16 protein-coding genes are annotated in these 13,295 nt (G+C 42.1%); 12 read left to right on the forward strand and 4 right to left on the reverse strand.

Going from position 1 to position 13,295, the window contains the following annotated elements:
• Positions 1-208 precede the first annotated feature (208 nt).
• Complete coding sequence (locus ABID27_RS01265) at positions 209-1,399, forward strand: argininosuccinate synthase (RefSeq protein ID WP_253362725.1); 1,191 nt, start codon at positions 209-211, stop codon at positions 1,397-1,399.
• Positions 1,400-1,635: 236 nt separating this feature from the next.
• On the forward strand, positions 1,636-3,018 hold the full coding sequence (argH, locus tag ABID27_RS01270; RefSeq protein WP_354279674.1) for an argininosuccinate lyase: 1,383 nt from the start codon (positions 1,636-1,638) through the stop codon (positions 3,016-3,018).
• A 26-nt stretch (positions 3,019-3,044) separates the two neighbouring features.
• On the opposite strand, the gene ABID27_RS01275 is transcribed toward argH, so the two are convergent.
• Positions 3,045-3,911 (reverse strand): YitT family protein, encoded by an 867-nt coding sequence (locus ABID27_RS01275; protein WP_253362729.1) that lies wholly within the window; start codon positions 3,909-3,911, stop codon positions 3,045-3,047.
• Positions 3,912-4,087: 176 nt separating this feature from the next.
• Here ABID27_RS01275 and tmk point away from each other — a divergent pair, with 176 nt between their 5' ends.
• The 9 genes from tmk (at position 4,088) to ABID27_RS01320 (ending at position 10,743) form a co-directional block, all read left to right on the forward strand.
• Positions 4,088-4,723 carry a dTMP kinase gene (gene tmk / locus ABID27_RS01280; RefSeq protein WP_354279676.1) on the forward strand — a complete coding sequence of 212 codons (636 nt, stop codon included), beginning with the start codon at positions 4,088-4,090 and terminating at the stop codon, positions 4,721-4,723.
• A complete protein-coding gene (locus ABID27_RS01285) occupies positions 4,720-5,619 on the forward strand; it encodes a DNA polymerase III subunit delta' (protein ID WP_354279678.1) in 900 nt (299 codons plus the stop codon). The genes tmk and ABID27_RS01285 overlap by 4 nt, the downstream gene beginning before the upstream one ends.
• 10 nt (positions 5,620-5,629) lie before the next feature.
• Entirely contained in the window at positions 5,630-5,944 is a 315-nt protein-coding gene (gene yabA / locus ABID27_RS01290) for a DNA replication initiation control protein YabA (protein WP_253362735.1), read from the forward strand.
• A gap of 1 nt (position 5,945) precedes the next feature.
• A complete protein-coding gene (rsmI, locus tag ABID27_RS01295; protein WP_354279680.1) occupies positions 5,946-6,818 on the forward strand; it encodes a 16S rRNA (cytidine(1402)-2'-O)-methyltransferase in 873 nt (290 codons plus the stop codon).
• Between the two features lie 181 nt (positions 6,819-6,999).
• Positions 7,000-8,091, forward strand: coding sequence for a 3-phosphoserine/phosphohydroxythreonine transaminase (gene serC, locus ABID27_RS01300; protein WP_354279945.1), 1,092 nt, complete (start codon positions 7,000-7,002; stop codon positions 8,089-8,091).
• Positions 8,091-8,669: a GNAT family N-acetyltransferase gene (locus ABID27_RS01305; RefSeq protein ID WP_354279682.1), complete on the forward strand. Its 579-nt coding sequence runs from the start codon at positions 8,091-8,093 to the stop codon at positions 8,667-8,669. Before serC ends, ABID27_RS01305 begins: the two co-directional genes overlap by 1 nt.
• A gap of 12 nt (positions 8,670-8,681) precedes the next feature.
• Positions 8,682-9,857, forward strand: coding sequence for a 3-phosphoglycerate dehydrogenase family protein (locus ABID27_RS01310; protein ID WP_354279684.1), 1,176 nt, complete (start codon positions 8,682-8,684; stop codon positions 9,855-9,857).
• Positions 9,858-9,911: 54 nt separating this feature from the next.
• On the forward strand, positions 9,912-10,388 hold the full coding sequence (locus tag ABID27_RS01315; protein WP_354279686.1) for a methylated-DNA--[protein]-cysteine S-methyltransferase: 477 nt from the start codon (positions 9,912-9,914) through the stop codon (positions 10,386-10,388).
• Between the two features lies 1 nt (position 10,389).
• Positions 10,390-10,743: an arsenate reductase family protein gene (locus ABID27_RS01320; protein WP_354279688.1), complete on the forward strand. Its 354-nt coding sequence runs from the start codon at positions 10,390-10,392 to the stop codon at positions 10,741-10,743.
• A gap of 24 nt (positions 10,744-10,767) precedes the next feature.
• On the opposite strand, the gene ABID27_RS01325 is transcribed toward ABID27_RS01320, so the two are convergent.
• A complete protein-coding gene (locus ABID27_RS01325; protein WP_354279690.1) occupies positions 10,768-11,430 on the reverse strand; it encodes a DNA alkylation repair protein in 663 nt (220 codons plus the stop codon).
• 11 nt (positions 11,431-11,441) lie between these two features.
• On the reverse strand, positions 11,442-11,813 hold the full coding sequence (locus ABID27_RS01330; protein ID WP_354279692.1) for a VOC family protein: 372 nt from the start codon (positions 11,811-11,813) through the stop codon (positions 11,442-11,444).
• Between the two features lie 139 nt (positions 11,814-11,952).
• Here ABID27_RS01330 and nth point away from each other — a divergent pair, with 139 nt between their 5' ends.
• Positions 11,953-12,582 carry an endonuclease III gene (gene nth, locus ABID27_RS01335; protein ID WP_253362753.1) on the forward strand — a complete coding sequence of 210 codons (630 nt, stop codon included), beginning with the start codon at positions 11,953-11,955 and terminating at the stop codon, positions 12,580-12,582.
• 39 nt (positions 12,583-12,621) lie between these two features.
• On the opposite strand, the gene ABID27_RS01340 is transcribed toward nth, so the two are convergent.
• A complete protein-coding gene (locus ABID27_RS01340; RefSeq protein ID WP_354279694.1) occupies positions 12,622-13,209 on the reverse strand; it encodes a helix-turn-helix domain-containing protein in 588 nt (195 codons plus the stop codon).
• Positions 13,210-13,295 lie beyond the last annotated feature (86 nt).

Genomic DNA, 13,295 nt, shown 5'->3' on the forward strand with positions numbered 1-13,295 from the left:
TCCTAAAGCTGTTTTTTTTGAATGACATATTCAAATCTCCTTTTAAAAACACTTGTATTATTATACATTTTATGCTGTATTTAAACATAAGTCAAGCGTTAAATGAAAAAATATACAAAAACTATTGACAAATAAATAAAAATTCACTAAAATACAATTTATGCATTACGAAAACGTAGTGAAAGAAGAAAGAAAACGGGTGGTAACGATGACAAAGGAAAAATTGATTTTGGCTTATTCTGGCGGTTTAGACACTTCTGTAGCGATTGTCTGGCTGAAAAAAGATTATGATGTGATTGCAGTCTGTATGGATGTCGGCGAAGGGAAAGAATTGGGTTTTATTCATGATAAGGCGTTGGCAGTTGGTGCAATTGAATCCTATGTTTTAGATGTGAAGGATGAGTTTGCAGAAGAATTTGTCCTACCTGCCTTACAGGCCCATACTATGTATGAACAAAAATACCCATTGGTTTCGGCGCTTAGTCGGCCCATTATTTCTAAAAAATTAGTAGAAATTGCTCATAAAACAGGCGCTACAGCGATTGCACACGGTTGTACTGGTAAGGGAAATGACCAGGTACGGTTTGAAGTTGCCATCGCTGCACTGGATCCGAGCTTGAAAGTTGTAGCTCCCGTTCGCGAATGGAAGTGGCATAGAGAAGAAGAAATTAAATTTGCCAAGGAAAACGGTGTTCCCGTTCCAGCGGATTTAGACAATCCTTACTCTGTCGACCAAAATCTATGGGGGCGGGCTAATGAATGTGGCGTTCTTGAAAATCCTTGGAATGAAGCCCCAGAAGAAGCTTTTGGGATTACAAACGCTCCTGAAGCCGCACCAAATGAAGCGGAATATGTTGAAATCACATTTGCAGCTGGGAAGCCAGTAGCCATTAACGGAAAAGAACTGAAATTAGCTGACCTCATCCAAGAACTCAACATCATTGCAGGAAAACATGGTGTTGGCCGTATCGACCACGTTGAAAACAGACTTGTCGGTATCAAATCACGTGAAATCTACGAATGCCCAGGTGCCACCGTTCTTTTAGCAGCTCACAAAGAAATTGAAGACTTGACGTTGGTACGTGAAGTTTCACACTTCAAACCAATCCTTGAAAATGAACTGTCCAACTTGATTTACAACGCTTTGTGGTTCAGTCCAGCAACAGAAGCCATCATTGCCTACATCAAGGAAACTCAAAAAGTCGTTAATGGTACTGCAAAAGTGAAACTTTACAAGGGTTCAGCGAAGGTTGTCGCACGTAAGTCACCCAACTCACTCTACGATGAAAACTTAGCAACCTACACAGCAGCAGATAGCTTTGACCAAGACGCAGCCGTAGGCTTCATCAAACTATGGGGACTACCAACCCAAGTAAATTCACAAGTCAATAGCAAGTAAGAGAAAAGCGGGTCACCATTTAAGAAAAGGGAAATAATAAGATAACATTAGTAATAAAACCTTCAGATAAAAGGAGCCGGCGAGCTCCATCTGAGACTTTTTATATTATTTGCATTCGATAAGGCGTTCAGAGAGATGCCTCGAAAAGCCTATGGGCTTTCTGTCCTGAGAGACACTAAAAGCTGAGACAAGAGTCCCGGCTTTTATAGTTTTAAAGTAAATAGAGAGATAAGATTATGGCAGAAAATCACAAATTATGGGGAGGCCGTTTTGAGGCTGGTCTTGAGAAGTGGGTTGAAGAGTTTGGAGCATCCATCAGTTTCGATCAAAAAATGGCGAAATTTGACATTCAGGGCTCTATAGCTCACGTAACCATGCTGGGTGCGACGGGGATTATTGCCCAAGAAGAAGCGGATACGATTAAGGCTGGCCTTGAAAAATTGCTGGCGCAGTATGAAGAGGGTCAACTGGTCTTTGACGTTTCTAACGAAGACATTCACATGAACATTGAAAGTCTCCTAACCGCTGAAATTGGTGCAGTAGCTGGTAAACTCCACACAGCGCGCTCACGGAATGATCAAGTGGCAACGGATATGCATCTTTATCTCAAGTCTAAGTTGTCCGAAGTCATTGAAAAATTGGCTAATTTGCGTCAGTCTTTGGTGAACTTGGCGGATAGGCATGTCTATACCATTATGCCAGGTTATACCCATGTGCAGCATGCTCAACCGATTTCTTTCGGGCATCATTTGATGGCTTATTACAGTATGTTTACCCGTGATAGTGAGCGTTTTGAGTTCAATGTCAAGCATACGGATATTTCTCCTCTTGGTGCGGCAGCTTTGGCAGGGACAACCTTTCCTATTGACCGTAAGATGACGGCGCAGCTCATGGGTTTTGCCAAGCCTTACAGCAATTCTCTTGATGCTGTGTCTGACCGTGATTTTATCTTGGAATTTTTAGCAAACGCCAGCATTCTCATGATGCACATGTCTCGTCTTTGCGAGGAAATTATTAACTGGTGTAGCCACGAGTACCAATTTGTGACCTTGTCAGACACTTTTTCAACAGGCTCATCCATCATGCCTCAGAAGAAAAATCCGGATATGGCAGAGCTTATCCGTGGAAAATCTGGTCGTGTCTACGGTAATCTTATCGGTCTGTTGACGGTCATGAAATCCTTGTCTTTGGCTTATAATAAAGACCTTCAAGAAGATAAGGAAGGTATGTTTGACACCGCTGAAACCATCACCGTGGCTATCGATATCTTGGCTGGTATGATCAACACCATGACGGTCAATGATAAGCACATGGCAGAATCAACCGAGAAAGATTTTTCAAATGCGACTGAACTAGCAGACTATCTTGCTTCAAAAGGACTTCCTTTCCGCGAAGCCCACGAAATTGTCGGTAAACTCGTCTTGGAGTGCACCAAAGCTGGTTACTATTTACAAGATGTTTCCCTCGAACGTTATCAAGAAATTTCGGATTTAATTGAGAAAGATATCTATGAAACTCTCAGATCTCATACGACTGTAGAACGTCGTAATTCCTTGGGTGGAACAGGTTTTGACCAGGTCAAATGGCAGATTGCTCTGGCAAAAGGTGAGTTGGGCTAGGTAATAGAAAAAGGGCTAGGGATTTCCTAGTCCTTTTCAAGTGGTTGCTTGTTAGCATCCAGTGTAAATCCTTCGCCCAGCACTTCGTGTGCATCTACGATCGTGATGAAAGCATGGGGATCAATTTTATGAATGAGTTCTTTCATTTCCTGCAATTGGCTTTTATAAATAACGGAATAGACCATATTTGTGTCACGTTTGCTGTAAAAACCTTGGGCCTTGATAAAGGTCACACCGCGTTCAATTTGTGCATCAATGGCCGTTGCCAGTTCTTGAGATTTTTCCGAAATAATCATCACGCCCTTGCTACCATAACCTCCGTCGCTGACCAGGTCAATCATTTTAGAAGCGATGGTCACCTCAATCAAGGTGTAGAGGACAACACGAAGATCTTTTGATACCAAGACAATGAGGACCAAGACCATAAAATCAACCATCAAAATCCATTGACCGATCGTGTAAGGAGTGAATTTGTGACCGATACGTGCGATAATATCACTGCCCCCCGTCGTGCCGCCAGCCTTGAAAATAATTCCCAGACCAGCTCCGATGAAAATCCCAGCTAGCATGGCGACAATAATCAAATCCCCCTCCAGATTGATTTTTAGAGGAATGCGTTCAAAAATGGCCAGCCAAGCCGTTACGGCAAAGGTTCCCACCAAGCTGTAATAGAGCATGCGTTTGCCCAGCAATTTCCAGCTTAGGATAAAAAGTGGGATATTGATGACAATATTCATAATCGAGGGCTTGATATGAAAGAGGTAGTAAATCACCAATGTGAGACCAGTTGCCCCACCTTCATATAACCCATTTGGCATGACTAGATAGTTCAAACCAAATGAAAACAATCCTGCACCGAGCAAGATAAGACTGATATTTTTAATTTTTAACATATTGATTCCTCGTGACCTAATGACTCTATTTTATCAAAATCTAGAGGAAGGAGCAAGTTGATTTTGGTAGAGCTTTCATTTATAGAAGAAAGCTGGAAATGATTTGGATGGATTTTAGGATGCTTTTTACTTTCTTTTTTGGTAAAATAAATAGAATAGAAAAGTGCGAGGAAATCATGGAAAAAGGTATATTTATCACATTTGAAGGTCCAGATGGAGCAGGAAAAACCTCTGTATTACAGGATTTGTTGCCTCAGTTGGAGCAGTTTGGTCGTGAAATTGTGACCACACGTGAACCAGGTGGAGTAGCGATTGCGGAGTCCATTCGTAAGGTGATTTTGGACCCTCAAAATATAGCTATGGATGATAAGACAGAGCTCTTGCTCTATATCGCAGCTCGTCGTCAGCATTTAAAAGAGCGCATCTTGCCTGCATTAGAAAAGGGCCAGCTGCTCTTGGTTGATCGTTTTATTGATTCTTCAGTTGCCTATCAAGGTTTTGGTCGTGGTCTTAATGCAGCAGATATTGATTGGCTCAATGATTTTGCAACGGATGGTTTGAAGCCGGACCTGACACTTTATTTTGATATTAATGTGGAAGAAGGCTTGGCACGGATTGCGCGCAACAAGGATCGTGATGTGGATCGTTTGGATATGGAAACGGTTGATATGCATGAGCGTGTGCGTCAAGGATACTTGTCCATTTTGGAAAAAGAAGTTCAGCGTATGGTGAAAATCGATGCCAGCCAACCTCTAGAGGCTGTTGTGGCAGATGCACTTGCAGTGATTAAGAAACGTTTTTTTGAAGAATGAAACAGGAAATACTCAAACAACTACAACCCCAACTTTTTGAGCGGTTTAGTCGGATTTTAGAAGCCAATCGCTTGGGGCATGCCTATCTTTTTTCGGGAAATTTTGCTAGTTTTGATATGGCCAAATTTCTGACTCAGGCTGTTTTCTGTCAGGAATCAGATTCCGTACTTCCTTGTGGTCATTGTCGGAATTGCCGTTTGGTTGAGCAGGAAGAATTTCCTGATATGACCATTGTCGCTCCGCAGGGGAATGTGATTAAGACGGATACTGTTCGTGATCTGGTCAAGGACTTTTCTCAGTCGGGCTTTGAAGGAAATAGACAGGTTTTTATTATCCGTGATGCAGAGAAGATGCACCCCAATGCTGCAAATTCACTACTAAAAGCGATTGAAGAACCCCAGTCGGACATCCACATTTTCCTCATTACCAACCAAGAAGAAGCGGTCTTGCCAACCATTAAGAGTCGAACGCAATTGGTATCCTTTCCCAAGAATATTGCCTATATGACCCAAGTTTTGGAAGAAAAAGGGCTCTTGAAAAATCAAGCTCGGCTGTTGGCACAATTAGCGACAGGATTGGAAGAGGCGGAGCAGCTTGCCCAGCAAAAAAGTATCTTGGACAGTTTACAGGTTTCGAAAAAGTTTGTCGAGACACTTTTGGTGCAACCGCAAAAAGCCTACTTGATGGTGGGGAACTTGGTGCAATTAGCCAGTGAGAAAGCGGATCAAGGAAGATTATTCGAGCTCTTGGGGCTGTATTTGTCAGAGAAATTGACTGAAAAAAGGGGACAGGCTGCCTTAGTAGGGCTCTTGGATGCTAGGAAGATGTGGATGAGCAATGTTAGTTTCCAAAATGCCTTGGAATTCTGGGTATTGACCCTCAGCAAGAAAAAATAGAAGGAAGCGTATGGATAAAAAAGAGATTTTTGATGCTTTGGAAGATTTTTCGCAGAATATTTTGATGACCTTGGCAGAAGTTGAGGCCATCAAGAAGCACCTCCAAGCTGTGATTGATGAAAATACGGCCCTCAGATTAGAGAATTCTAAGTTGCGGGAACGCTTAGAAAAGGATGACAAGGAAAATGCCAAAACAAACTTTGGTAAAGTCAATTTGGAAAATATCTACGAAGATGGTTTCCATATCTGTACTTTTTCCTACGGTCAGCGCCGGGACAATGACGAGGACTGTATGTTCTGTCTAGAATTATTGAATCGAGATTAAGATGCAAGTACAGAAATCATTCAAAGAAGAAAAAGGGGCAGGGACACTCTATCTGGTTCCGACACCGATTGGCAATCTGCAGGATATGACATTTCGAGCAGTGGAAACGCTCAAGCAGGTGGACTTTATCTGTGCAGAGGACACGCGTAATACAGGAATATTACTCAAGCATTTTGAAGTGGAGACCAAGCAGATTTCCTTTCATGAGCACAATGCTTTTGAAAAAATTCCAGATTTATTGGACTTATTGCGGTCTGGAAAATCGCTAGCGCAAGTATCAGATGCGGGAATGCCTTCCATCTCGGACCCAGGTCATGACTTGGTTAAAGCAGCTATCGCAGAAAATATAACGGTCGTAGCCTTGCCAGGGGCTTCGGCAGGAATTACAGCCTTGATTGCTAGCGGGCTCGCTCCGCAACCGCATATTTTTTATGGATTTTTACCTCGAAAATCTGGTCAGCAACGTAACTTTTTTGAAGAAAAAAAATCCTATCCAGAAACACAAATTTTTTACGAGTCACCCTATCGTGTTGTGGATACCTTGGAAAATATGCTAACAGTTTATGGTGATCGTCAGGTGACCCTTGTGCGGGAATTGACCAAGCTCTATGAGGAATACCAACGGGGGACGATTTCAGAAGTGTTGAGCTTCATTCGTGAAACGCCACTCAAGGGAGAATGTCTGGTGATTGTAGCTGGGCAGGGGGATGAAGTAGAAGCACCATCTGCCCAAGAAGTCGACATCATGGAACGTGTAGCAAATGCCATTGCTGGCGGCTTGAAGCCCAATCAGGCCATTAAGCAAGTTGCCAAAGAATTTGGTCTCAATCGTCAAGAAGTTTACGCCCAGTATCATCAGTTAAAAGAAGACTAGTCTTGTTTAGAAACAAGGCTATTTTTTTCAAAAAAAATGACGTCCTCAATTTACAGTTTAAAAATGTATATATCGTAAAATAAAAGAGATTTTTAGAATAAATATTCAGAAAATTGTAAATTGTAGTGTAATTGTTTTGTTTTTATGCTATAATGAACAAAATAAATTTTGGAGGTAAATGATGACAATTTACAATTTCTCTGCAGGACCTGCAGTATTGCCACAAGAAGTGCTCAAAAAAGCACAAGCAGAATTTTTGGATTATGCCAACTCCGGCATGAGTGTAATGGAATTGTCCCATCGCTCCAAAGAGTTTGACGATATTATAAAAGATGCAGAAAGCCTTTTGCGTGAATTGATGGAGATCCCAGATAATTACAAGGTTCTCTTTTTGCAAGGTGGAGCATCGACACAATTTTCCATGATTCCCTTGAATTTGGCGCCAGGTAAAAAAGCTTACTATGTCGTGGGTGGTTCATGGGGGAAAAAAGCTTACACAGAAGCTGTGAAATTATCAAAAACCATTGACTTTGAGCCGATTTTATTGGCTTCATCTGAAGAAACGGTTTATGATTATGTACCAAGTTTTGATAGCAGTGAGATTGATCCAGACGCTGCTTATGTTCATTTGACAACCAATAATACCATTGAAGGAACATCCGTTTATGACTTACCAGACACAAATGGTGTTCCAATCGTGGCGGACATGTCTTCAAACATTTTAGCTGTCAGATACAATGTAGCAGACTTTGGGATGATCTATGCTGGAGCACAGAAGAATATTGGCCCAGCAGGTGTGACCATTGTCATTATCCGTGAAGACTTGTTGAATGACCAGCCTGTTCTTTCAAGCATGTTGGATTACCGCATCCAAGCAGACAACGATTCTCTCTACAATACACCACCAACATTTGGAATTTACATTGCTAAGTTGGTCTTTGAGCATGTAAAAGCACTTGGCGGTGTGGAGAAAATGGAAGAAATCAATCGTGAAAAATCTGGTCTTCTCTATGATGCCATTGAAAAATCAGATTTCTATTCTAGTCCGGTTAAAAATCCAGCTGACCGCTCTCTTGCCAACATTCCATTTGTGACACCAAGTAAGGAATTGGATGCCAAATTCGCCAAAGAAGCAGATGCACTTGGATTTAAAAATATCAAGGGTCACCGTAGTGTAGGCGGTATGCGTGCCAGTCTCTATAATGCCTTTCCACGTCAAGGTGTACTTGATTTGATGGACTTTATGAAGAAATTCGAGGAAGAAAATAAATAATGGACATACGACTAGCTCATCCAAACGAAGTTGAGTCTATCATGGACATCTTAGAAGATGCCAAGAAAACATTGGCTGCAGCAGGTAGTCTTCAGTGGCAAAACGGTTACCCAAATTCTGAAATTATTATTGAAGATATTTTAGAAAATCGTGGTTATGTCGGCATTCTTGATGGGAAGATTGTTGCTTATTCAGCGGTTTATTTGGGCAATCAGCCAGAGTATACAGCCATTTATGATGGTAAATGGAAACATGATCATTATCTCTATGTGGCCTTTCATCGTGTTGCTGTGGCCAAGGAAGTTGCTGGACAAAAGGTTGCACAGACTTTTTTGCAGGGCTTGATTGAAGGCCACAAAGGGCCAGATTTTCGTTGTGATACTCATGAGAAAAATCTTGCCATGCAGCACATCTTAGAAAAATTAGGCTTTGTCTACTGTGGAAAAGTTCCCATCGACGGGGAACGCTTGGCCTATCAGAAAATAAAAAATAGGGCAGAAACCGCTCTTTACCAAGAACTTTCTGAAAATGACAGCTGGTTACGAGGTGGAGAAGAGGCTGCCTATGCAGAAGAATAAAAGGGGAAATTTATGGTATTTAGCGTCAAAACTTATAACAATATCAATCAAATTGGGCTGAAAGAATTGGGAAATCATTTCCAGATTGATGGGGACAAGGCGGAGAATCCAGATGCCTACATCATCCGTAGTCAAAAACTTCACGGAGTGGAATTTCCAGAAAATCTAAAAGCCATCGCGCGTGCAGGTGCGGGAACCAACAACATTCCTATCGACGAAGCAACTGCGGCGGGAATCGTTGTTTTTAACACACCTGGAGCCAATGCTAATGCGGTAAAAGAAGCGGTCATTACCTCCCTCCTTTTGTCTGCCCGTGATTATTTGTCTGCTTCTGCTTGGGCCAATACCTTGTCTGGTGACGATGTACCTAAGCAAATTGAAGCGGGGAAGAGCCAGTTTGCAGGCTCAGAAATTGCCGGAAAAACCTTGGGTGTTATCGGTCTGGGGGCAATTGGTGCGCGTATTGCCAACGATGCCCGTCGTCTTGGCATGAACGTGTTGGGCTACGACCCTTATGTTTCTATTGAAACAGCTTGGAATATTTCCAGCCATGTCAAACGGGTCAATGATTTGAAAGAAATCTTTAGTCAAGCAGACTATATTACTGTTCACGTTCCATTGACACCGGATACTAAGCATACATTTGATGCAGATGCCTTTGCTCTTATGCAAAAAGGGACGACGATTATCAATTTTGCTCGCGCAGAATTAGTGGATAATCAAGCTCTCTTTGAAGCTATTGAAACAGGTGTGATTAAGCGCTACATCACCGACTTTGGTACAGAAGAATTGCTCAATAAGCCAGGCATTACTGTCTTCCCGCATGTGGGTGGCTCAACCGAAGAAGCCGAGCTCAATTGTGCCATCATGGCCGGTAAGACTATTCGTCAGTTTATGGAAACTGGTGAGATTACAAATTCTGTAAACTTCCCAAATATGCATCAACCGCTGAATGCACCTTACCGCATTACCTTAATCAACAAAAATGTGCCAAATATCGTCGCAAATATTTCGACAGCCGTGTCAGAATTGGGTATCAATATTGAGAACATTTTGAATCGTGCTAAGGGCGACTATGCCTATACATTGTTGGATTTGAACGAAAGTGACAAGGAAAAAGTTCAAGGTCTTGTGGAGACTTTCAAACAGTCTGAAAACATTGTGCGCGTGCGCTTGATTGAAGGCTAAGATTAGTAAAGGTCCTGAATTGATTTTCAGGACTTTTTAGGTTATGCTTAGACTATGTTATACCAAGATTTTTATTCGTCTCCACTAGGGGAAATTCGTCTTTTAGCCGATGAAGAAGGGCTTTGTGGGCTGTATTTTGTAGGACAAAAGTATGAGTTAAGAGGATTCGACAAGGAAGAAATTGCTTGTCAGTCAACTAGCCTGTTAGAAGCTGGCAAAAATTGGCTAGATGCTTATTTTTCCGGTCAGAATTTGCCAGCAGTTTCTTTGTCCATTTACGGGACGGATTTTCAAAAAAGGGTCTGGGAGGAGTTGCGATTGATTCCAGCAGGAGAGAGTTTGACCTACGGTCAACTGGCAGATAGACTGTCTTGTAAATCAGCGCAAGCTATTGGCGGAGCCGTCGGAAAAAATCCCCTGTCGCTCATCATCCCTTGTCACCGTATCCTTGGGGCGGATGGAAGCTTGACGGGCTATGCAGGTGGGCTAGAACGCAAATCTTGGTTACTAGAACATGAGAGAAGGAGTTAAGATGTATACTTTTTATGAATATCCAAAATGTACGACCTGTCGTGCAGCCAAGAAGGAATTGACACAGTTAGGTGTGGAGTTTGAAGCTATTGATATCAAGACAAACCCTCCGCAGGTGGAAATCTTGCGCAGCTTGCTAGAAAATTCACCATTGGAGCTCAAAAAGTTTTTCAATACCTCGGGAAATAGCTACCGTGCACTTGGTTTGAAAGATAAATTTGATGATTTGACGGTGGATGAGGCCTTGAGTTTATTGGCTAGTGATGGCATGCTGATCAAGCGGCCGATTTTAATCAAGGATGGGAAAGTTCTGCAAATCGGTTATCGGACGGAATATAAAGAGTTGGGATTATAAAAAACGGTAGAGATACCGTTTTTCTTATATATATTTACTGGCTTCTTTGAGTGATAGAGGGGCTAGTTTAGCTCGGTGTTCCTCTAGAAAATTTCGCACCCAGGCGGGATTGGTTTTGGAGTAATCTCTCAGTGCCCAGCCAATGGATTTGTTGATGAAAAATTCTGAACTACCAAGATTTAATAAGACAATCTGTGCCAGTAGATTGGTATCTGTCTTTTCCTTTCGTCCTAGTTGGTGGTCAATGGCAATGCGCCGCAACCAAAAATCATCTGACGTGGCAAATTCCAACATCAGTTCTGGAATGCGCTGGTCAGCGATATTTCCAAAAATCCGGTCCAAACAGTCAATGGAATCCCACCATTGGTGGCTGGTCGCAAAGTTCATCAAGCGGGGCACATCCTCTAAGGTGAGCAGTTTTTGCTGCGCTTTTAGATAATCACAGACAAAATAATCGAGTTCCCGATGGGGATGATTCCAAGCAAGCTCGAGCAGCTTCCAGTCGATTTTCTTCTTCTTTTTTTCTGTAGCAATAATGTCCTTATAGAGCAGGCGGCGTTGAGGAGTGCGGACACCGAAAAAGGTAAATTGATGCTGTAAATAGGCAGACATGGCCTGGGCACCTGTTTCACTGGCAGCAGCCTCAAAACGTTCTACTAATAGCTCATATGTTTCTTGACTTGTCATACTAGACTGTCTTAACTCGCCTTCACTGCGATATAATTGCCTTCGTTATCGGCAAAGGTGAAATGCACCATTCCTTGGTATTCCATGATGGGATTGGTAGCGACACAAGCTTCTGTGAGGCGTGTATATTCCTCTTCTAAATCCGTTGTTTCCAAGAGAAGACTTGGAAATCCGACATTCATACCAGGATTACTGGTAGCGACCCAGTTTTTATCGTGAATACCAAAACTAAATGCAGCCTCTTTACTTGGAGCGATTTCGTAAGAAGTTGCTTCAGGATGCTCAGCCGTATCAAGTAGGACAAATCCGATTTTTTCTACCCAAAAATCTAATGCAGCTTTTGTGTCTGAAACGTATAACATAGTTGTTGATTTTGTAATCATATTTTTTCCTCCGTGGAACTATCCACAAATTAGTGATAAGGTATTATATGATGAAAAGAATGGCAAGTCAATTGTTTTGTCTAAGCTGACGGGGCTCTCTTTCACGCGCGTCATGATATAATAGAAAAAAGGAGAAACTATGGTTTTATCAAAGAAACGTGCTAGAAAAGTGCTGGAGGAGATTATCACTCTGTTTCCAGATGCTCAGCCCAGTCTAGACTTTAAGAATCATTTTGAGTTAGTCATTGCCGTCCTCTTGTCAGCCCAGACGACAGATGCGGCGGTCAATAAAGCAACGCCAGCCCTGTTTGCGGCTTATCCGACGCCACAAGCGATGGCGGCAGCCAGTGAAGCAGACTTGGCTAAGTACATTGCCACTTTGGGACTCTATCGCAATAAGGCAAAATTTATGAAAAAATGTGCCCAGCAGTTGGTGGATGAATTTGATGGAGTCGTGCCACAAACGCGTAAGGAATTAGAAAGTCTGGCGGGAGTTGGTCGCAAGACAGCCAACGTTGTTATGTCTGTTGGTTTTGGCATTCCAGCCTTCGCTGTGGATACACATGTGGAGCGGATTTGTAAGCACCATGATATTGTGAAAAAATCAGCGACACCTAGAGAAGTGGAAGATACGGTTTGCGCCATATTGCCACCAGAAAAATGGTTGGCTGCGCATCAAGCCATGATTTACTTTGGGCGGGCCATCTGTCATCCAAAAAATCCAGAGTGCCATCAATACCCGCAATTGTATGACTTTTCGGATCTCTAGACAATAAAAGGTTTCAGTTACTACTGAAACCTTTTTGAATTAACGAATCAACCATAAGACAATGAGGTTGCTGCATAGGGCGAGTGCCATTGCAGCAAGAGTAAAAATGAGAACGATAAGCGGTTTTTGGTAGGGATATTTTGCTTTTTCCTCTCTTTTTTCTATGGTATCAAGGGTTCTTCCTTCTGAAACAGCGACAATTTCTTTGTAAGTTTGTAGGTCGTATTTCTTTTTAAATTGCTCAATCCGATTGGTAACAAAAAAGAGTGGAACAAGAAGGACGCCCCAGATAAGCAAGCCCCACCAGTCTAAAAAGTACAAGAGTGGAAAGATACTGATAGAAGATAGGACGAGGAGGATGAGCATGACATAGGTGTCTTTGTTGAAAGTGTCCCGTTCTTTTTGATTGATGATCATTTTCATTTCTTCGATGTCTCCTTTTATGAGTGTGTCAAGACTCACTTGGAAAATCTGGCTTAATAAAAGCAAACTGTGGATGTCAGGATAGGTTTTATCATTTTCCCAGTTGGAAATGCTTTGCCGGCTAACATATACTTTTTCTGCCAATTCTTCCTGTGAGAGTTGTAGTGATTTGCGGTAGCTGACAATTTGCTGCCCAAGTTTCATATTGTTCTCCTTTCGACATCATTAGTGTACTCGTAGAGGCTATTTTCGTCTATCAAAAGTCTTTTACATTTACTAAAAACAGCCTT

Origin of the sequence: Streptococcus gallinaceus (genome assembly GCF_040545695.1) — a bacterium.
Classification (GTDB): domain Bacteria; phylum Bacillota; class Bacilli; order Lactobacillales; family Streptococcaceae; genus Streptococcus; species Streptococcus gallinaceus.

Excerpts from the sequence above, each read along its gene's own strand:
- ABID27_RS01265 (WP_253362725.1), top strand. The coding sequence starts at position 209 with ATGACAAAGGAAAAATTGATTTTGGCTTATTCTGGCGGTTTAGACACT.
- argH (WP_354279674.1), top strand. The coding sequence starts at position 1,636 with ATGGCAGAAAATCACAAATTATGGGGAGGCCGTTTTGAGGCTGGTCTT.
- ABID27_RS01275 (WP_253362729.1), bottom strand. The coding sequence starts at position 3,911 with ATGTTAAAAATTAAAAATATCAGTCTTATCTTGCTCGGTGCAGGATTG.
- tmk (WP_354279676.1), top strand. The coding sequence starts at position 4,088 with ATGGAAAAAGGTATATTTATCACATTTGAAGGTCCAGATGGAGCAGGA.
- ABID27_RS01285 (WP_354279678.1), top strand. The coding sequence starts at position 4,720 with ATGAAACAGGAAATACTCAAACAACTACAACCCCAACTTTTTGAGCGG.
- yabA (WP_253362735.1), top strand. The coding sequence starts at position 5,630 with ATGGATAAAAAAGAGATTTTTGATGCTTTGGAAGATTTTTCGCAGAAT.
- rsmI (WP_354279680.1), top strand. The coding sequence starts at position 5,946 with ATGCAAGTACAGAAATCATTCAAAGAAGAAAAAGGGGCAGGGACACTC.
- serC (WP_354279945.1), top strand. The coding sequence starts at position 7,000 with ATGACAATTTACAATTTCTCTGCAGGACCTGCAGTATTGCCACAAGAA.
- ABID27_RS01305 (WP_354279682.1), top strand. The coding sequence starts at position 8,091 with ATGGACATACGACTAGCTCATCCAAACGAAGTTGAGTCTATCATGGAC.
- ABID27_RS01310 (WP_354279684.1), top strand. The coding sequence starts at position 8,682 with ATGGTATTTAGCGTCAAAACTTATAACAATATCAATCAAATTGGGCTG.
- ABID27_RS01315 (WP_354279686.1), top strand. The coding sequence starts at position 9,912 with ATGTTATACCAAGATTTTTATTCGTCTCCACTAGGGGAAATTCGTCTT.
- ABID27_RS01320 (WP_354279688.1), top strand. The coding sequence starts at position 10,390 with ATGTATACTTTTTATGAATATCCAAAATGTACGACCTGTCGTGCAGCC.
- ABID27_RS01325 (WP_354279690.1), bottom strand. The coding sequence starts at position 11,430 with ATGACAAGTCAAGAAACATATGAGCTATTAGTAGAACGTTTTGAGGCT.
- ABID27_RS01330 (WP_354279692.1), bottom strand. The coding sequence starts at position 11,813 with ATGATTACAAAATCAACAACTATGTTATACGTTTCAGACACAAAAGCT.
- nth (WP_253362753.1), top strand. The coding sequence starts at position 11,953 with ATGGTTTTATCAAAGAAACGTGCTAGAAAAGTGCTGGAGGAGATTATC.
- ABID27_RS01340 (WP_354279694.1), bottom strand. The coding sequence starts at position 13,209 with ATGAAACTTGGGCAGCAAATTGTCAGCTACCGCAAATCACTACAACTC.